The sequence below is a fragment of the Bradyrhizobium sp. UFLA06-06 genome, assembly GCF_054820065.1.
The window spans coordinates 59,965-78,617 of sequence record NZ_JADFUD010000003.1 but is presented as its reverse complement, the minus strand read 5'-3'; the positions used below and the strand labels follow the sequence as shown (position 1 = coordinate 78,617).

Sequence of the window (18,653 nt, the reverse complement as noted above, 5' to 3'; positions counted from 1 at the left end):
GCCGGGTCCTTCCAAAGCCGACAGGGCGGTGAGCTGTCGGCACCACGCGTGATGTGCCGTTGCGCTTGTTCAATGCGGACTGGGTCCGCCAGCTGGCCGACCGCCTCCAGAAAACAAAACCCCGCCAGTTTACCGAAGTAAGCTGACGGGGCTTGTTGAGCTGATATTTCCGGTGGATTTCTCCCTCGTTGTACCGCTCGCCAAACCAACGGCGGAACGAGAGAGTCGTTCCTTCCTTTTTTGAAGGTCGCCACTTTTTTTGAAGGTCGCCCCCTTTTTGAAGGTCGTCTTTTAAGGTCGCAGCTCCCCGGGCGTTCGGTCGTGGGAACCTACTTTTTTGCGTCGTTCCTTTTCGCCGCGCCCTTTGCCGTGTCCTTCATCTCGGATTTGTTGGCCCGCTTCACATCCATCCCCGTGGTGTCCATCGCGCCGCTCTGGGTGGCTCCGTTGGTGTTTTCGGGCCGTTCCATGCCGCTCTGCGGTGCGGGACCTGTATCCTGGGCAAAGGCCGCGCCGCATATCAGGGTGAGGACGGTGACCGCGACAAGTTTGCACATGGGTGCCTCCTGGCGTCACCAGGATGACCCGCGCGCAGTCGAGAGGTTCCTGTCGGCTGGCGCCGCTCTCACACCTTGATGTCGAGGATGGTCTCGACCGCTTCCCGGTCGGCCTGGTTCTTCGCGGCGAAGACATCCAGCACATCCTCATTGATGATGCGCGGCTGCTCCTTCGCTGTCTGGTCGACGACGAGCTGCACTCTGGCTTGCGTCACTTCGACAGGTACGGGGTATACGAGCATGGCTCTCTCCCTCGGAGGATCGAACCTTGTCAGGGCTTTCTTAACGATTTGTAAGCGCCCGGGAGCTGCGTTTTGCGCCGATTCGGACGGCCGGACGGTATCGGCCTGCTCGCACGCCGGCCGGATTGGAGCCATACTGCGGGCCGCCAGGACCGGGCGGCGTGATCGATGAAGAACGGGCTCTATTCGATCCACATCCACATGACCGACGGCGTGAGGGGCCGCGACAGCGGCATCCTGATCCTGCGCGACGGTCTCTTGATCGGCGGCGGGCCGTATTTCTGGTCGATCGGGGCCTATACGGTCGGCGAGGGCACCTGGAAGGGACATCTCAGCACCAACCAGCATTCGCCGTTCGCCGACCCGTTCACCCGTCCGCTGTTCGCCGGACAGGAAGTGACGAGCGGGTTCTCCGGCACATTCAGCGGTGACGAGGCCGAGGTGTTCGGGACCGTGCTGGTTGGAACCCGCAGCCTGGGTTTCCGGGCCACCCTGAAACGGCTGGCGGATGCCTGATCGCCAGCACGCGGCGTGAGGCTGTGGACGAGGGTGCAGCAAGATCCGTATTTTGTTGGATAATTGGCCCCGCTGGTGCTGTGAATTTGCTGCGGACAAGCGGGGGATATCGCTGTGAATCCCGCTGCGGCGGCTAATCGGAACTTCCCTGACGAGGCATTACCCGGCCACCGCTAACCCTACCTGGTTAGGTTAAGAGCAGCATCGTGTTGTCACCACCTGCGATTGCGATTGGGATGGCCGCGGGTGACAGCCATGATGCCATCGTTCCACAGTGCTGATCGACCGACCCACCGGCGCGTGATGGTGGTGGGGCTGCTGTTCTGCTCGGCTTTCGTCGCGATCAGCTTCTGGCTTCGGCCGCAGCCGGATAGCGGCAAAGTGCTCGTGAAGTCGGACCGGCTGGTCCGGACAGCGGGAGAGGCTCGGAAGGCAAACTGAAGACGGCAAGCCGGGGAGCGGCAAGTGGAGACGGGCCGTCGGCGGAGCGGCAAGTGGAGACGGGCCGTCGGCGCTCAGTCCGGCAGCTTCCCGTTCGGATGCTTGTGATACATCGCGATGCCGATGAAGCCGGCAAAGCCCATCACGTTAAGCAGCAGTTCCATCCATGCCGGCATCGACGCCAACCTCGTTCTCCGTCAAGCTAATCTCTGAGGTTGTATTTTTGTTCCAGCGCTATCCGATGGTAGCTTTGCGCTATCGCATGGCTGGCGCGTTTCGAGCGATCCGATCGGAAAGGAAAACGCTCGAGGGAACCGAAACCACCGCACGGCGGCACTGGCAATAGCCATGAGCCCGGAGCACGCCGCTCCGGGCTTTCTCACTTGCGCCTCTCATGGCGCAATCGCGGTGCCCGGACCATGAGCGCGGTCGCCTGGCAGGGCACAAGCGGTCTTGCGTTAAGCGGTCTTGCGTTGAAATCCACTCCAGGCATTGCCGAGCGTGTTGTCGTAATATTCCTGGCGATCGCGCTCGAACTTCTGCTGCGTCGCCCTGAAGCTGGCAACGCGTGCGACGATCTCCTCGCGCTCGCGCGCGACGCGGTCTTCCTGATCGGTCATGCCCATCCTCCTGGCCGTGGTCCTGTCCCGGGCGCATTGGCGTCAGCGAATTGGGCGTCAATGCGGAGCAGCCAGTGCAGGAATGTGATGATGCTGAGGCGGTGGAAGAGCGACGAAGCGGATGCGCCGAAGCTGCTGGTCGCAAGCCGATCGATCAATGCACCCCGATCGCAGCCAATCGCTCGCGCGACGGTTGAGCTCGCAATCGGTCTGGCCGTGCTATAGTCGCTGCGGCCAACCGGATTGTTTTCAGTGATCGCAAATGACTTGCGCAGCGGCGTCGAGCAGCTCGGCAACATGATTGCCGAGGCGTCGTCCATCGTGCCGTTCACCGGGGCGGGCATCTCCACCGAATGCGGCATTCCCGATTTCCGCTCGCCCGGCGGGCTGTGGACCCGCAACCGGCCGATTCCGTTCGACGAGTTCGTCGCCAGCCAGGACGCGCGCGACGAGTCCTGGCGGCGCCGCTTTGCGATGGAACCGACCTTTGCGGCGGCCAAACCCGGTCGCGGCCATCGCGCGCTTGCGTCGCTCTACCGGGCCGGCAAGGTTCCCGGCATCATCACGCAAAACATCGACAACCTGCATCAGACGTCGGGCTTCAAGGCCGACGACGTGATCGAGCTGCACGGCAACACGACCTATGGCCGCTGCATCGGCTGCGGCAAGGACTACGAGCTGTCGTGGGTGAAGCAGCAGTTCGACAAGACGGGCAGCGCGCCCGACTGCGCGGACTGCGGCGATCCGGTGAAGACCGCGACGATCTCGTTCGGGCAATCGATGCCTGAGGATGCGATGCGCCGCGCGGCGGAACTCTCCAGGCACTGCGACCTGTTTCTGGCGATCGGGTCATCGCTTGTGGTGTGGCCCGCCGCAGGCTTTCCGATGATGGCGAAGGAGAGCGGCGCGCGGCTCGTGATCATCAACAACGAGCCGACCGATCAGGACGACATCGCCGATCTGGTGATCCGCCACGACATCGGCGACACGCTTGGTCCTTTCGTAGGCAATTGATGCCCGATTGATTCGCGGCTGTGCAAGCCTGTTCATAGTTCCCGCAAGAATCGTTTTTTAGCTATGCCCCGCAAGCGGGAGTGTTATCTTTTGGCTGAGAGATTCGCGCCGCGTCCAAAATCAGTCCGAGTGAGTTGGTCATGGAGAGCAGCGTGTACAGGGTGCGCCGCAACGACGGCGATCTGCATTTGATGTGTGGGGTCCGGGGTCATGGGGTCGGACGGATTTGAGTCCAAGAAGCTCGGCGGACCGCCGATGGGCGGAGTTGGGCAAAGCAGGATTGGTCAAGGCGAGTATGGAAGCGCGCCGCGCGATCCGGCGATCGATGCCTTCTCCGGTCTCGGCGACACCGCGGCCAACCTCGTCGAGGTTTCCGGCGTCATCAAATGGTTCGACGCCTCGAAGGGATACGGCTTCATCGTCCCCGACAATGGCTGGCCCGACATCCTCCTGCATGTGACCGTGCTGCGGCGCGACGGCTATCAGACCGCCTATGAGGGCGCGCGGCTGGTCGTCGAATGCGTGCAGCGCGCGAAGGGCTACCAGGCTTTCCGCATCGTCTCGATGGACGAATCGACGGCGATCCATCCGGCGCAGATGCTGCCGCCGCGCACCCATGTCACGGTGACCGCAACCAGCGGGCTCGAGCGCGCGCAGGTCAAGTGGTTCAACCGGCTGCGCGGCTTCGGCTTCGTGACCTGCGGCGAGGGCACGCCCGACATCTTCGTGCACATGGAGACGCTGCGCCGCTTCGGCATGACCGAACTGCGCCCCGGCCAGTATGTGCTGGTGCGGTTTGGGCCCGGCTCCAAGGGCATGATGGCCGCCGAGATCCACCCGGAGACCGGTCCGTCGGCGCTGTCGTCGCATTAGCGCCTGAACGGACTCCCTGACGGAAACGTGAGCCGCCGGCGAGCCTTCTCGGCTCTGGCATTTGCCGCAATCGTCGGGTTAGGGTCCGCCGGAAAATTGTCTCCGGTGTGAGTATTTGTCGATGAATTTCGTTCGCATTGTTGAGCGGCTTCGCCCCTGGCTGATGGCCTCGCTCATCATCATGTTCGGCGCGCTGCTGGTCCCGGCCGCGCAAGCTGCCAGCGTCCAGCCGCTTGAGATCGTCACCAAATCGGGCGTGCATGTCTTCTCGGTCGAAATGGCGACCACCGAGCAGGAGAAGGAAACCGGCCTGATGTACCGGAAGGAGCTCGCGGACGGCAAAGGCATGCTGTTCGACTTCTCGCCGGAGCAGGAAGTGTCGATGTGGATGAAGAACACCTACATCTCGCTCGACATGATCTTCATCCGCGCCGACGGGCGCATCCTGCGGATCGCCGAAAACACCGAGCCGCTTTCGACCAGGATCATTCCGTCGCGCGGGCTCGCCAAGGGCGTGCTCGAGGTGATTGCCGGGACCGCGCAGAAATACGGCATCCAGCCCGGCGACCGGATTGCCCATCCGCTGTTTGGCGGCCGTTAGCATCCGGTTTTGACGCGATTTCCGGACGGAAAGCGGTGCCCGGATTCGCCGCACGAAGCCCCCATCCGTGCCTTGCTGGCGCTGGCTGAAGCGTGTATCCACGGGGCTTCTCGGAAATGTCGGGGTATAGCGCAGCCTGGTAGCGCGGCAGTTTTGGGTACTGCAGGTCGTTGGTTCGAATCCAGCTGCCCCGACCATCCAAATCAAAGACTTAACAGAGACGCTCCGTCGGCAGATGAGCCGGACGCGATGTTTATGATCGGCGCGTGCTCGGCATTCGTGTCTGACTTGATCCACAAATCGCGGTCGGTTGGTACCCTGAAATAGCACGCGCAGGACCGAAGCCCCCGCGCTCCACTGCTCGCAACTTCAGCCGCCCGGGCGCTGACCAGATCAACGAGCCGGCGGGTTGTAGCGATCCAAGATCACGGTTCTTGAGCCACTCTCCGGCGGTCGCGAGATGGGGTCGTCGAATTTGTGATAGCGGTCGAACTGCTGCTGCTCATCGCGCAGATGCGGCGCTTCTACGGACGAGTAAGCTCTATTTGCACCGTTCCAGTGATCAAATCCCGACACGACGCAACCCCGTCTTGATTCAGATGCAGGTTGGTTAGCATCGTTGTGGGGGTATCTCTGTATCGCCGTGGCAACACCACCGGCAATCCGCGCGACATGAGCACACGGATTGTTTCTGTGGCTCTCTGTGCGTGAACAGCGTTCTGGCACGGGTAACCAGGCTTCGGCCGAGATTGTCTCGCCTGAGGCAACAACGCCGCCTGGACGGAATATGCTCGTCCGGACGGCGCCGTCGAAATACTGGGCCCTGAAATCCCCAGTGCCAATGGGTCGTACGGGCGCGGGATAGGTTCAACGTTGCGCCGCCTTGCCGCAGTCCAAGCCACGACATCGTGAGCTGCGATCTCGAGCGGATGTGGCTTGCCGATAAAGCGCGCGCGCTGGCAGGGTGGTTCGACCCGACAAGTCCAATCCCGCGAGAAAACCATGGCGCGCAGACTGATCGATATCTCCGTCCCCCTGCAGAACGACGTTCCGGCCGATCCGCCCGGCAATCATCCGACCATCCAGTATATCGATCACCAGCAGGGGCTGCCGCGCATGCTGCAGTTCTTCGATGGTCTGAAGGCCGATGATTTGCCCGACGGGCAGGGCTGGGCCGTCGAGCAGGTCTCGCTCTCCACCCACAACGGCACGCATCTCGACGCGCCCTGGCATTTCCATCCGACCATGAACCGCGGCGAGCGGTCCTGGACCATCGACGAGGTGCCGCTGGAGTGGTGCTTCCAGCCGGGCGTGAAGCTCGACTTCCGGCATCTGCCTGATGGCTACGTCGCGACCGCCAAGGATGTCGAAGCCGAGCTGAAGCGCATCGGCCACGCGCTGTCGCCGCTCGAGATCGTCGTCGTCAACACCAGCGCGGGCGCGAAATATGGCCAGCCCGACTACGTCAATTCGGGCTGCGGCATGGGCTACGAGGCGACGATGTATCTGCTCGAGCGCGGCGTGCGGCTGACCGGCATCGACGGCTGGAGCTGGGACGCGCCGTTCGTCTTCACCGCGAAGAGATACGCCGAGACCAGGGACGCCAGCCTGATCTGGGAAGGCCACAAGGCCGGGCGGCACATCGGCTACTGCCACATCGAGAAGCTGCACAATCTCGAGCAGCTGCCGTCGACCGGGTTCATGGTGTCGTGCTTCCCGGTGAAGATCGAGCGCGCGTCGGCGGGCTGGACGAGGGCGGTCGCCATCCTCGACGGCTAGGCGCGCCGGGGTTGTGATCGGCCAGCTTCGGGAACCGGTGGACAGGCTGTGCATTACGGCGGGTTGTTGCGGCACGGCTACAGCTTGAGGCAGCCGAATCTGCTTTCATGCACGCAGTAGATGCATTGGGTGATCGGGCCGCCGGCTCATCCTCGCGTCCCGATTTCGGAAGCGTTCTCTCCCGTGACTAGAGCCCCGGCGTCTCCGGGGCTCTTTCTTGCGTGCCGCAGCTGAGCCAAGCCCGGCAGGTGAACCAACCCCCAAAAAGCAAATCAGGTGCGTCGGGACCGACGCACCTGATTTCATGTCTCTAATATCGCTTGTGTCGACCGGGCGGTTGTTACCACCGGCAAACGCGAACACCACGCGGGGTCCACCAGCAACGGGGACCGGCGTAACCGCCGTAGCCATAGCCACGGCCATATCCATATCCGCGGCCATAGCCCCACCCGCGACCGCGACCCCAGCCGCCGCCGCGATAGCCCCAGCCACCGCCGCGTCCGCGCCAGGCTTGCGCAGGCGCTGTGGTGACGCCGACCAGGATGGCAGAGGTGCTTGCGACATAGACGAACAACAAAGCGACTGCTGCTAGGCAACGAGTCAGGATATTGTAGCGTTTAGTCATTCTGAAGGTCTCCAGTCCACTTCCAAACATCTGAACTGATGCTGGCTGTCTCGCTTAGACGCGCGACACCGGCATTCGGTTCGTGCATGCTAAGACAATATTTTCACTAAGGTTCTTGCGAGCTTTAACGACTCTATTGAGACCAACAGGTAAGGTCAAGTTACAGTCCCGCCTGCAAAGGATACTGTCGTTGCTGCGCTCATCTTGTCGTTCATCCGCCGTTCATTCTGTTCATCTTGCGTTGGGCCGATTTGATTTGTGCATCGCAGAAGAAGAGATTTGAGAACCTCGGAAAATGCCGGCGAGAACTTGAAGTCGACACGATCCTGTTCTCTCAGCGTTGCAGTATCCTTCCAAAGAGTGCCCATGCCGAAACAACACACTTACGTCCTTGGTCTCAACGTCTACGACCATGACGTCAGCGCCTGCCTGCTGCGTGACGGCGCGATCGCCTACGCGATCTCCAAGGAGCGCATCACCCGCGAGAAGCACGCCTCCGGCTTCTACAAGGACGTCGTCGACTACTGCCTGTCGGCCGAGGGCATCACCCTCGACGACGTCGATCTCGTGGTGCGCAACAGCTACATCCTGCCGGTGCCCGAGATGGAGGAGCGGATGCTCCACCAGGATATGCCGGGCTTCCTGCCGATCGCCGAACGCAACGAGGCAATCAAGCACCCGCTGTTTCGTTCCAAATCCGACAAGGTGGTGTCGATCTCGCACCACCTCGCGCATGCCTACAGCGCGTTCGCGGTGTCGCCATTCAAGGACGGCGTCGTGATGATCGTCGACGGCGTCGGCAATTATCGGGCCGACGCGATGGAGTCCTATCCGCAGGATGGGGCGTCGCCGCTGGCCCGCGAGTCCGAGAGCTACTACAGGTTCGACGGCACCAGGCTCGAATGCCTGAAGAAGGTCTGGATGGAGCCGGCGCGGGGGCTGTTGTCGGACGAGTTCTACAACATGCCGGGACTGGGGGCGCTGTACAGCCGGGTCTCGACCTATGTGTTCGGCGACTGGAACAAGTGCGGCGAGCTGATGGGGCTTGCGCCCTATGGCCGCCATGAGCAGGTCGGCCATCTGCTCGAGATGAAGGACGGCAAGCTGCACGTGCCGTTCTGGGGCGCCGAGAACCAGCAGCCCTTCGTGCTCGACAGCGGCAGTTGGGACACGAGCCCGGCGATGCGGCACTGGGAGGACATCGCCTGGCGGGTGCAGGACGACACCGAGAACGTGCTGCTGGCGCGGGCGCGCTGGCTGCGCGAGACCACGGGTGCGAAAAATCTCTGCATCGCCGGCGGCGTCGCGCTGAACTGCGTGGCCAACGGGCGCATCGCGCGCGAGTCAGGTTTCGAAAACATCTGGATCCAGCCCGCCGCCGGCGACGATGGCATCGCGATTGGTTGCGCTTATTACGGCTGGCTCGAAGTGCTCAAGCAGCGCCGCTCGTTCGTGATGGACCACGCCTATGTCGGGCGGCGCTACAGCGATGCTGAGGTGACCGCCGCGCTGCAAAGCTTCCTGGTGCGCATCCAGATCGACGCGAAGCGCAGCGACAATATCTGCCGCGACACCGCAAAGCTGCTCGCCGACCAGCGCGTGATCGGCTGGTTTCAGGACCGTTCCGAATTCGGTCCGCGCGCGCTCGGCAACCGCAGCCTGATCGCCGATCCGCGCAAGGCCGAGATGAAGGACATCCTCAACAGCCGGGTCAAGCACCGCCAGGCATTCCGGCCGTTCGCGCCGATCGTGCTGGCCGAGCGCATGAAGGAGATCTTCGAAGGCGAGGAGGACTCGCCCTACATGCTGATCGCAAAGCCGGTGCGGCCGGAATGGCGCGACAGGATTCCGGCGATCGTGCATGTCGACGGTTCGGCGCGGGTGCAGAGCGTGCGGGAAGAGACCAACCCGATGCTCTACCGCCTGCTGAAGGAGTTCGAGGCGCTGACCGGCGTGCCGGTCCTGATCAACACCTCGTTCAACGTCAAGGGCGAGCCGATCATCGAGACGCCGCAGGACGCGGTCAGCTGCTTCCTCACCACCGGGATCGACCACCTCGTGATGCATGACACCCTGGTGTCGAAGACCGCCATGCACAAGGTGGTCACGCCCGTGATGACGACGTTCGGCGACGTTGCCACCATCGTCTCCTCGACGACGCAGGACACCAGCCGCGGCGGCGGCTGAAACTTATTACGCGGGTGTCGCCGGTGCCGCGGGCTTCGCCGCCGGCGGCTTGACCGGCTTGTCCTGCCGCTTCGACCACGAGATGTAATAGGCCACGATCGTCATGATCGCGATGCCGGAGATGCTGACGAAGATCTGCGCGAACAGCGAGCCCGAGCTCATCGAGAGCTCGAAATGTCCGACAAAGGACAGGAACACGCCGACGCAGAACACCGCCAGCGACTGCTGGCCGCAGACGATCAAGGGATCGAACACCTTCCACTCCAGCGCCGCCCAGTCCTTCGGGATGAAGCGGATCACCAGCACCGTGATCACCACGAAGTGCAGGAAGCGATACGGCGCGAGGTTGGTCTTGTCGTTCGGGTTGAAGGCCGAATAGAGCCAGTCCGGGAACATGGCGCCGAAGTCCGGGAAGCGTCCGGCCATCGTCATGATCAGCGCGAAAATCATATAGGCGATGCAGAACCACAACGTGTAGCGCGAGTTGATGATGCCCATGTTGTTGCGCGCGCCGCCCATCGCGCACCACGAGCCGAACACGAACAGCACCTGCCAGGCGAACGGATTGAAGTACCAGCTACCGGCCGGGTAGGCCGGCAGGTTCCAGCCCTGGTGGCGCGACACCAGCCACAGCACGAGCGAGGCCGCCATGGTCCAGTTCGGCCGCCGCAGCATGAACCACAGCACCGGCGGGAACAGGCCCATCAGCACGATATAGAGCGGCAGCACGTCGAGATTGACCGGCTTGAATTTCAGGAACAGGCCCTGGCGCAGCGTCTCGGTGGCGTTGTCGACGAGGCCGGCGACGTTGAACTCGTTGATGATCTCGGAATCGCCGAAGCGCAGCGCCAGATAGCTGATCGAGGCGATGTAGATCACGAACAGGATGATGTGGGCGACGTAGAGCTGCCAGACCCGCTTGGTCAGCCGGGTGGCGCCGACGATGAAGCCGCGTTCCAGCATCATGCGGGCGTAGACGAAGGAGGCGGTGTAGCCGGAGATGAAGACGAACAGGTCCGCGGCGTCGCTGAAGCCGTAATTCCGCGTCGTGATCCAGTTCACGACATTGTCGGGGATGTGATCGAGATAGATCGCCCAGTTCGCGACCCCGCGGAACAGGTCGAGCCGGAGGTCACGTCCTTTTTCGGGCAGGGTAGCGTGGATTTCCATGGGGCGCCGCTTCCTCGAGGTGATGCTTGTCGAGAAGATCGCGCCGCGGGCCCAGGCGACTGCTAAGGGAAGCCTCCCGGGGCCAGATTGTCACAGCGCGGTAGAATGACTATACCGGTCCGGCGAAGGCTGCCTCCGAGATCCGAGGAATCACCGATCAGATCGTTGATAGGTGTCTCTATACTATCCCGGCGGTTTCCTTCAAATCGCTTCCATGTCGCACATCCCACGGGGCCGACCATCCATGACCGCACGCATTTTTAAGCCCGCCAAAAACGCGATGCAATCGGGACGTGCCAAGACCAAAGAGTGGCAACTGGACTACGAGCCGGAGCAGCCGCGCTCCGTGGAGCCCTTGATGGGCTGGACCTCGTCCACCGACATGAAGCAGCAGCTGACGCTGCAGTTCGAGACCAAGGAAGAGGCGGTCGCCTATTGCGAGCGCAAGGGCATCGCCTACCAGGTGATCGAGCCGAAGGATTCGGCGCACCGCCAGATCGCCTATGCCGACAATTTCGCGTTCCGCCGCTGGGAGCCGTGGACGCATTAGGGCCGGGCGGAATTCGCATCCCCTCATCCTGGAGTCGCCCGCTGCGCGGGCCTCTCAGGGATTACGGTGACAAGGCTAGGTACGTTGTCCTATCCACGTCATTGCGAGCGTCAGCGAAGCAATCCATCGCGCCGCAAGCGGAAACATGGATTGCTTCGTCGCTATCGCTCCTCGCAATGACGGCTGTTCTATCAATTCACAGACTCTCAGGGTGAGAGACGGCGATTATGTCGCCGCGGGCGCGGCGAGGGCGCCCGGGATCGGCAGCGGCGCGTCCTTGGAGACGCCGAGCACCGGAAAGCTTCTGATCTTACGCACATTGGGCAGGCCGGCGAATTGCAGCAGCTGCTGGCGCATGTCGTCGACGCTGGGCGCGACGCATCGGAGCATGAAGTCGGCATCGCCCGAGATCCGCCAGCATTGCAGGAAGCGCGGCACGGCCGCCACATCAGCCTCGAACGCCTCGATCGCGCTCAGGGTCTGGCTGTCGAGCTGGATCAGCACGAAGGTCGTCACCTCATAGCCGAGCAGCCGTTCGTCCAGCGTGGCGCGGATCGCCTGGATCACGCCGCGGCTGCGCAGGGCGCGAACCCGGCGCAGGCAAGGCGGGGCGGTGATACCGACCCGCTCGGCGAGCTCGTTGATCCTGATCCGGCCGTCCCGCTGCAACTCGGACAGGATCCGCAGATCGATGTCATCGAGCTGTGGGCGCTCGGTCACGGTCACGAGCCCGCCACGGCGGCGCGCCGGCTGTCGCTGCCGTGGCTCGCCTGGCCGATCGCGGCCTGCGGCGCGACGCCCGACAGCACCAGCTTCTCATGCGCCGCGATGATGGCGTCGCGGGTCAGACGGCCGCCGGGGCGGTACCAGGTGCAGAGCCCGGTGAGCAGCGCCAGGATCGCGAAGGTCGCGACCTGGATGTCGACCACCTCGAACACGCCGACCGACGCCCCGTCGGTGAGGATCTGCGCCAGCCGCTGCTCATAGGCGCCGCGCAACGCCACCACTGCGTCGTAGTTCTTCGCATCGAGGCTGCGCAGCTCCGAATTGGCGATGAAGACCTCGCGCTTGCGGGTCATGTGATAGCTGACGTGGAACGCGACAAAGGCACGCAGCTTCTCGACCGGATCGGCCTTGCCCTCGAGCGCAAGATCAAGCTCGCGCAGCAAATCGTTGATATGATCCTGCACCAGATCGAACAGCAGGTCCTGCTTGGTTGAGATATGGTTGTAGAGTGAGCCGGCCTGGATGCCGACCTCGGCGGCAAGCTGGCGCAGGCTCATGGCCTCGTAGCCGTGCTCGAAGATCAGGCGCACGCCGGCCTTGCGGATCGCCTCCAGCGTGGTGGGGCCGTGTGAGCCGATCGTGCGTGCCATCGGGGCCTCGGAGGGTGTTGGCTTGCCAGGGAGAACCAGGAAACAAGCGAACGACCGTATGTATATCGCATGAAATCCCAGTGAATTCAATGAACTGCGGATTTCACGCGCAAACCATAGCACGATTGCTTGCGAAGCCAAGAAAAAAACGTATGATCGTTTAATTGCACGATGAATCTCACGGGAGGGATCATGGCCTCGAACCAGGCGGCAATCTTCAATTTCGACCTTGGCGAGACCGCGGACGCGATCCGCGAGACGGTGCATGATTTCTCGACCAACGAGATCGCGCCGCGCGCCGCCGAGATCGACCGCAGCAACCAGTTTCCGCGCGACCTCTGGCCGAGGATCGGCGCGCTCGGCCTGCACGGCATCACCGTCGAGGAGGAGTATGGCGGTTCGGGCCTCGGCTATCTCGAGCACTGCATCGCGGTCGAGGAGATCTCGCGGGCGTCGGCCGCGGTCGGCCTGTCCTACGGCGCCCATTCCAACCTCTGCGTCAACCAGATCCGCCGCAACGGCAACGAGGCGCAGAAGCGCAAATATCTGCCGAAGCTGATCTCGGGCGAGCACGTCGGCTCGCTCGCGATGTCGGAGCCGTCGGCGGGCTCGGACGTGGTTTCGATGAAGACCCGCGCCGACAGGAAGGGCGACCGCTTCGTGCTGAACGGCAACAAGATGTGGATCACCAACGGTCCGGTCGCCGATACGCTGGTGGTCTACGCCAAGACCGATCCGAACGCCGGCCCGCGCGGCATCACCGCCTTCATCATCGAAAAGGGCATGAAGGGATTTTCGACCGCGCAGAAGCTCGACAAGCTCGGCATGCGCGGCTCCGACACCTGCGAGCTGGTGTTCGAGGATTGCGAGGTGCCGGAGGAGAACGTGCTCTCCGAGGTCGGCCGCGGCGTCAATGTGCTGATGAGTGGTCTCGACTATGAGCGCGCGGTGCTGGCGGCGGGGCCGATCGGCATCATGCAGGCCTGCATGGACGTGGTGCTGCCTTACGTCCACGAGCGCAAGCAGTTCGGCGAGCCGATCGGCTCGTTCCAGCTGGTGCAGGGCAAGGTCGCCGACATGTACACCACGATGAACGCCTCGCGCGCCTATGTTTACGCCGTGGCGAAAGCCTGCGACCGCGGCGAGACCACGCGCGAGGATGCCGCCGGCGCCATCCTCTATGCCGCCGAGAAGGCCACCCAGTGCGCGCTGGATGCGATCCAGCTGCTCGGCGGCAACGGCTACATCAACGACTATCCGACCGGCCGCTTGCTGCGCGATGCAAAGCTCTACGAGATCGGCGCCGGCACGAGCGAGATCCGCCGCATGCTGATCGGCCGCGAGCTGTTCGCCAAGACGGCCTGATGTCTTCTCCCTCGCCCCGCGCTTGCGGGGAGAGGGGCGGGGTGAGGGCTGTCACCGCATCGACGGTGGCAGCTCACCCCCGGCACGATGATTGACCTTGAACCCCACCGATACTCCAACGAAACGTGCAACACCGATGCCGCTTCATTCGACGATCGATCCCACATCTTCTGAATTTGCCCGCAACGCCGAGGTGATGCGCGGCCTGGTCGCGGAGCTCCGCGGAAAACTCAACCAGGTGGCCGGCGGCGGCGGCGAGACCTCGCGCAAGCGGCACACCTCGCGCGGCAAGATGCTGGCGCGCGATCGCGTCGATCTCCTGGTCGACCCCGGTACGGCGTTCCTAGAGCTGTCGCCGCTGGCCGCCAACGGGCTCTATGGCGGTGACGTGCATTCGGCAAGCGTCATCACCGGCGTCGGGCGCATCGCAGGGCGCGAGTGCATCATCGTCGCTAACGATGCCACCATCAAGGGCGGCACCTACTACCCGATGACGGTGAAGAAGCATCTGCGCGCCCAGGACATCGCGCGGCAGAACAATCTGCCCTGCGTCTACATGGTGGATTCCGGCGGCGCCTTCCTGCCGCTGCAGGACGAGATCTTTCCCGACGAGCGGCATTTCGGCCGCATCTTCTACAACCAGGCCCAGATGTCATCGCAGGGCATCCCGCAGATCGCGATCGTGATGGGCTCCTGCACTGCGGGCGGCGCCTATGTGCCGGCGATGTCCGACGAGAGCATCATCGTGCGCAACCAGGGCACGATCTTCCTCGGCGGCCCGCCGCTGGTGAAGGCCGCGACCGGCGAGGTCGTCACCGCCGAAGAGCTCGGCGGCGCCGATGTCCACTCCCGGCAGTCGGGCGTGACCGATCACTATGCGCAAAACGACGCCCACGCGATCGGGATCGCGCGCCGCGTCGTCGGCACGCTGAAGCAGCCGGTGAAGGCACAGCTCAACATGCGCCCTGCGCAGGAGCCGCTGTTTCCGGCCGAGGAGATCTATGGCGTGGTCTCCGCCGACGGCAGAAAACCGTTCGACGTGCACGACATCATCGCGCGGATCGTCGACGGCTCCGAATTCGACGAGTTCAAGAAGCTCTACGGCACCACGCTGATCTGCGGTTTCGCCCATATCTTTGGCTATCCGGTCGGCATCATCGCCAACAACGGCATCCTGTTCAGCGAGAGCTCGCTGAAGGGCGCGCATTTCATCGAGCTGTGCTGCCAGCGCGGCATTCCCCTGGTGTTCCTGCAGAACATCACCGGCTTCATGGTCGGCAAGAAATACGAGGCGGGCGGCATCGCGCGCGATGGCGCCAAGCTGGTGACGGCGGTCGCCACCGCGGGGGTGCCGAAATTCACCGTCGTGATCGGCGGCTCCTACGGCGCCGGCAATTACGGCATGTGCGGCCGCGCCTACAGCCCGCGCTTCCTCTGGCTGTGGCCGAACGCGCGCATCTCGGTGATGGGCGGTGAGCAGGCGTCGATGGTGCTCAGTCAAGTGCGCCGCGACGGCATCGAGGCCAAGGGCGAGAGCTGGTCGGCGGAAGAGGAAGACAAGTTCCGCGAGCCGATCCGCGCGCAGTACGAGAAGCAGGGCAATCCCTATTACGCCACGGCGCGGCTGTGGGATGACGGCGTGATCGATCCGGCCGATACGCGCCTCGTGCTCGGGCTCGGCCTGTCGGCGGCGGCCAATGCGCCGATCGAGCCGACGAAGTTCGGCCTGTTCAGGATGTGACCCAGGAACTGACCATGGACCGCTCAAAACTCACCCGGCGTTTCCGCACCCTTCTGATCGCCAACCGCGGCGAGATCGCCTGCCGCGTCATCCGCTCGGCGCGCGCGATGGGGCTGCGCACCGTCGCTGTTTATTCCGAAGCCGACCGCGACGCGATGCATGTCGCGCTCGCCGACGAGGCCGTGCTGCTCGGGCCGGCCCGGGCGCGCGACAGCTATCTCAACATCGAGCGCGTCATCGCGGCGGCCAAGGAGACCGGCGCCGAGGCCGTGCATCCCGGCTACGGCTTCCTGTCTGAAAATGCGGAGTTCGCGCAGGCCTGTCTTGAAGCAGGTTTGGTGTTCGTCGGCCCGACCGCCGAGATGATGACGGCGATGGGCTCGAAGTCCGGCTCGAAGGCGCTGATGGAGAAGGCCGGCGTGCCCCTGGTGCCCGGCTATCACGGCGAGGCCCAGGACGAGGCGACCTTGGCGGAGGCCGCCAACCGGATCGGCTTCCCCGTGCTGGTGAAGGCGTCCGCCGGCGGCGGCGGCCGCGGCATGCGCGTGGTCAATTCGGCCGCTGAGCTCACGGCCGCGATCACCAGCGCCAAGCGCGAGGCCAAGGCGGCGTTCGGCGACGACCGCATGCTGATCGAGAAATATGTGCAGAACCCGCGCCATATCGAGGTGCAGATCATCGGCGACAGCCACGGCAATCTGCTCTCGCTGTGGGAGCGCGAATGCACGCTGCAGCGCCGCCACCAGAAGGTGATCGAGGAGGCGCCGTCGCCGACGCTGAACGCCGCGCAACGCGAGACGGTTTGCGAGGCCGCCCGCAAGGCCGCCGGCGCGGTCAATTATATCGGCGCCGGCACCATCGAGTTCGTCTCCGACGGCAAGGACGTGTTCTTCATCGAGATGAACACCCGCCTGCAGGTCGAGCATCCCGTCACCGAGCTGATCACCGGCGTCGATCTCGTCGAATGGCAGCTCCGCGTCGCCTTCGGCGAGGCGCTGCCGCTGAAGCAGGACGAGATCAGGCTGAACGGGCATGCCATCGAGGCGCGCGTTTACGCCGAAAATCCGCAGAAGAACTTCATGCCCTCGGTCGGCCGCATCAAGACCTGGCGCACGCCGCCGGAAGGCGACGGCCTGCGCATCGATGCCGGCTATCGCAGCGGCGATAACGTCTCGCCGTACTACGACGCGATGCTCGCCAAGGTGATCGCCTGGGCGCCGACGCGCGAGGGCGCGATCGAGAAGCTCAATCGCGGGCTTGAGGAAACCGATGTCCGCGGCATCGTCACCAATATCCCGTTCCTGTCGGCGCTGGTGACGCACAAGGATACGCGAACCAATGCGATCGATACCGGCTTCATCGAGCGCGAGCTGAAGAACCTGACATCGGGCACGGGCACGGCCGGCGAGTTCGAGCTTTGCGCGGCGGTGGCCGCGATCGTCAACGACGAGCAGAAGGCGGCGCGGCGCGAGGCCAACTCGCCCTGGCAGGCCTTCGGCTGGATGCCGGTCGGCCGCCGTCAGCGGGTGTTTTCGTTCCGGCAGGGCCATGAGCCCGCCCAGACCATCACGCTGCACTATGGCAACGGACCGTCGACGCTCTCCGTCGGCGGCCGCGAGCTCGTCTTCGCGATCTCGTCAGCCGGCGATGACGGCTTCGACCTGACGCTCAACGGTCTCAAGTCGCGCATTGCTTCGGTCGTCGAGGGCCACGAGCTTTACTTGCGCACCCGCAACGGCCGCTTCGACCTGCATTGGGTCGATCCGTTCGGCGGCGAGAGCGAGGAGCAGGTCGGCGAGGACAAGATCGTGGCTCCCTTGCCGGGCACCGTGGTCGCGCTGCTGGCCGAAGAGGGCGCGACCTTGGAGAAGGGCGCGCCGATCCTCACCCTGGAAGTGATGAAGATGGAGCAGACCCTGCGCGCGCCCTATGCCGGGGTGCTGAAGAAGCTCAAATGCAAGGTCGGCGACATCGTCGGCGAGGGCGTCGAGCTTGCCGAAGTCGAGCCCGCGGCCGCGTCATGAGCGATCAGATCAAGATCATCGAGATGGGGCCGCGCGACGGCCTGCAGAACGAAAAGACGCCGGTCAGCGTCGAGGCGCGCATCGCCTTCGTCGAGGCGCTGGTGGCGGCCGGGCTCAATACGGTCGAGGTCGGCGCCTTCGTGTCGCCGAAGGCGATCCCGCAGATGGCAAGCTCCGACCAGGTGCTGCGCGGCGTCAGCCACGTCAAGGGTGCCGAATTCCATGTGCTGGTGCCGAACGAAAAGGGCTATGACGCAGCGCGCGCGGCGGGCGCCCAGGTGGTCTCGGTGTTCGCCGCGGCCTCCGAAGGCTTCTCCCGCGCCAACATCAACTGCTCGGTCGCGGAATCGATCGAGCGCTTCAAGCCGGTGCTGGCCCGCGCCAAGGCCGACGGCGTCAAGGTGCGCGGCTATATCTCCTGCGTGCTCGGTTGTCCGTTCGACGGCGAGATCGAGCCGAAGGCGGTCGCCGACCTCGCGGTGACGTTGTGGGATCTCGGCTGCTACGAGATCTCGCTCGGCGACACCATCGGCGTCGGCACGCCGCTGAAGGCCAAGCAGATGCTGCGTGCGGTCGGTTCTGAGTTGCCGGTCGGCAACCTCGCGATGCACTTCCACGACACCTATGGCCAGGCGCTCGCCAATCTCTATGCCGGCATGGAAGAGGGCGTCCGCGTCATCGATGCCGCCGCGGGCGGTCTCGGCGGCTGCCCCTACGCCCCCGGCGCCACCGGCAATGTGGCGACGGAGGACGTCGTCTACATGCTCGAAGGCATGGGCGTGAAGACAGGGATCGACATGGACAGGCTGCTGGCCACGACGAACGAGGTCGCCGGATTGCTCGGCCGTCCGCCGGTCAGCCGTGTTGCGTCCGCGCTCAACGCGAAGCGCAAGCGGCTCCCCAAATCGTAAATTGTGGGATGCTTGGAGCGATTTGGGATTGTAGCCGCCTCAATCTTCGGCGGTCGCGCTC

At 63.9% G+C, this 18,653-nt stretch carries 18 protein-coding genes and 1 tRNA gene; 13 read left to right on the top strand and 6 right to left on the bottom strand.

Annotated elements, in window-relative coordinates:
* Nucleotides 1-329: 329 nt before the first annotated feature.
* Together IF803_RS03460 and IF803_RS03455 are read right to left on the bottom strand one after the other, a co-directional pair.
* Nucleotides 330-557 carry a hypothetical protein gene (locus IF803_RS03460; protein ID WP_461191268.1) on the bottom strand — a complete coding sequence of 76 codons (228 nt, stop codon included), beginning with the start codon at nucleotides 555-557 and terminating at the stop codon, nucleotides 330-332.
* Between the two features lie 68 nt (nucleotides 558-625).
* Nucleotides 626-799, bottom strand: a complete 174-nt coding sequence (locus IF803_RS03455; protein WP_018271496.1) for a hypothetical protein — start codon at nucleotides 797-799, stop codon at nucleotides 626-628.
* A gap of 168 nt (nucleotides 800-967) precedes the next feature.
* On the opposite strand from IF803_RS03455, the gene IF803_RS03450 reads away from it, so the two are divergent.
* Nucleotides 968-1,315 carry a GrlR family regulatory protein gene (locus tag IF803_RS03450; RefSeq protein WP_028342100.1) on the top strand — a complete coding sequence of 116 codons (348 nt, stop codon included), beginning with the start codon at nucleotides 968-970 and terminating at the stop codon, nucleotides 1,313-1,315.
* Between the two features lie 255 nt (nucleotides 1,316-1,570).
* Nucleotides 1,571-1,756, top strand: a complete 186-nt coding sequence (locus tag IF803_RS03445; protein ID WP_461191267.1) for a hypothetical protein — start codon at nucleotides 1,571-1,573, stop codon at nucleotides 1,754-1,756.
* 458 nt (nucleotides 1,757-2,214) lie between these two features.
* On the opposite strand, the gene IF803_RS03440 is transcribed toward IF803_RS03445, so the two are convergent.
* The gene (locus IF803_RS03440; RefSeq protein WP_162832435.1) at nucleotides 2,215-2,376 is read right to left on the bottom strand and encodes a hypothetical protein; all 162 of its coding nucleotides are present in this window, start codon (nucleotides 2,374-2,376) and stop codon (nucleotides 2,215-2,217) included.
* Between the two features lie 252 nt (nucleotides 2,377-2,628).
* On the opposite strand from IF803_RS03440, the gene IF803_RS03435 reads away from it, so the two are divergent.
* The 6 genes from IF803_RS03435 to IF803_RS03410 all read left to right on the top strand — a co-directional run bounded on the left by IF803_RS03435 (nucleotide 2,629) and on the right by IF803_RS03410 (nucleotide 9,455).
* The gene (locus tag IF803_RS03435) at nucleotides 2,629-3,390 is read left to right on the top strand and encodes an SIR2 family NAD-dependent protein deacylase (RefSeq protein WP_461191266.1); all 762 of its coding nucleotides are present in this window, start codon (nucleotides 2,629-2,631) and stop codon (nucleotides 3,388-3,390) included.
* 210 nt (nucleotides 3,391-3,600) lie between these two features.
* A complete protein-coding gene (locus IF803_RS03430) occupies nucleotides 3,601-4,263 on the top strand; it encodes a cold-shock protein (RefSeq protein ID WP_018271501.1) in 663 nt (220 codons plus the stop codon).
* A 121-nt stretch (nucleotides 4,264-4,384) separates the two neighbouring features.
* Nucleotides 4,385-4,864: a DUF192 domain-containing protein gene (locus tag IF803_RS03425; RefSeq protein WP_461191265.1), complete on the top strand. Its 480-nt coding sequence runs from the start codon at nucleotides 4,385-4,387 to the stop codon at nucleotides 4,862-4,864.
* A 120-nt stretch (nucleotides 4,865-4,984) separates the two neighbouring features.
* Nucleotides 4,985-5,061 (top strand) — tRNA-Pro (locus IF803_RS03420).
* 805 nt (nucleotides 5,062-5,866) lie between these two features.
* Nucleotides 5,867-6,643: a cyclase family protein gene (locus IF803_RS03415; RefSeq protein ID WP_028342096.1), complete on the top strand. Its 777-nt coding sequence runs from the start codon at nucleotides 5,867-5,869 to the stop codon at nucleotides 6,641-6,643.
* 991 nt (nucleotides 6,644-7,634) lie between these two features.
* A complete protein-coding gene (locus IF803_RS03410) occupies nucleotides 7,635-9,455 on the top strand; it encodes a carbamoyltransferase family protein (protein WP_461191264.1) in 1,821 nt (606 codons plus the stop codon).
* 6 nt (nucleotides 9,456-9,461) lie between these two features.
* Here IF803_RS03410 and IF803_RS03405 read toward each other — a convergent pair whose 3' ends face one another.
* Nucleotides 9,462-10,625 (bottom strand): OpgC domain-containing protein, encoded by a 1,164-nt coding sequence (locus IF803_RS03405; RefSeq protein WP_028342094.1) that lies wholly within the window; start codon nucleotides 10,623-10,625, stop codon nucleotides 9,462-9,464.
* Nucleotides 10,626-10,869: 244 nt separating this feature from the next.
* Here IF803_RS03405 and IF803_RS03400 point away from each other — a divergent pair, with 244 nt between their 5' ends.
* Nucleotides 10,870-11,175: an ETC complex I subunit gene (locus IF803_RS03400; RefSeq protein WP_016846428.1), complete on the top strand. Its 306-nt coding sequence runs from the start codon at nucleotides 10,870-10,872 to the stop codon at nucleotides 11,173-11,175.
* A gap of 225 nt (nucleotides 11,176-11,400) precedes the next feature.
* Here IF803_RS03400 and IF803_RS03395 read toward each other — a convergent pair whose 3' ends face one another.
* Together IF803_RS03395 and IF803_RS03390 are read right to left on the bottom strand one after the other, a co-directional pair.
* Nucleotides 11,401-11,895, bottom strand: coding sequence for an Lrp/AsnC family transcriptional regulator (locus IF803_RS03395; protein WP_461191263.1), 495 nt, complete (start codon nucleotides 11,893-11,895; stop codon nucleotides 11,401-11,403).
* A gap of 2 nt (nucleotides 11,896-11,897) precedes the next feature.
* Nucleotides 11,898-12,551 carry a TetR/AcrR family transcriptional regulator gene (locus IF803_RS03390; protein WP_028342092.1) on the bottom strand — a complete coding sequence of 218 codons (654 nt, stop codon included), beginning with the start codon at nucleotides 12,549-12,551 and terminating at the stop codon, nucleotides 11,898-11,900.
* Between the two features lie 192 nt (nucleotides 12,552-12,743).
* On the opposite strand from IF803_RS03390, the gene IF803_RS03385 reads away from it, so the two are divergent.
* The 4 genes from IF803_RS03385 to IF803_RS03370 all read left to right on the top strand — a co-directional run bounded on the left by IF803_RS03385 (nucleotide 12,744) and on the right by IF803_RS03370 (nucleotide 18,592).
* Entirely contained in the window at nucleotides 12,744-13,916 is a 1,173-nt protein-coding gene (locus tag IF803_RS03385; RefSeq protein ID WP_028342091.1) for an isovaleryl-CoA dehydrogenase, read from the top strand.
* A 136-nt stretch (nucleotides 13,917-14,052) separates the two neighbouring features.
* A complete protein-coding gene (locus IF803_RS03380; protein WP_461191262.1) occupies nucleotides 14,053-15,657 on the top strand; it encodes a carboxyl transferase domain-containing protein in 1,605 nt (534 codons plus the stop codon).
* A 14-nt stretch (nucleotides 15,658-15,671) separates the two neighbouring features.
* Nucleotides 15,672-17,681, top strand: coding sequence for an acetyl/propionyl/methylcrotonyl-CoA carboxylase subunit alpha (locus IF803_RS03375; protein WP_304495283.1), 2,010 nt, complete (start codon nucleotides 15,672-15,674; stop codon nucleotides 17,679-17,681).
* Nucleotides 17,678-18,592 (top strand): hydroxymethylglutaryl-CoA lyase, encoded by a 915-nt coding sequence (locus IF803_RS03370; protein WP_028342088.1) that lies wholly within the window; start codon nucleotides 17,678-17,680, stop codon nucleotides 18,590-18,592. The genes IF803_RS03375 and IF803_RS03370 overlap by 4 nt, the downstream gene beginning before the upstream one ends.
* Nucleotides 18,593-18,653 lie beyond the last annotated feature (61 nt).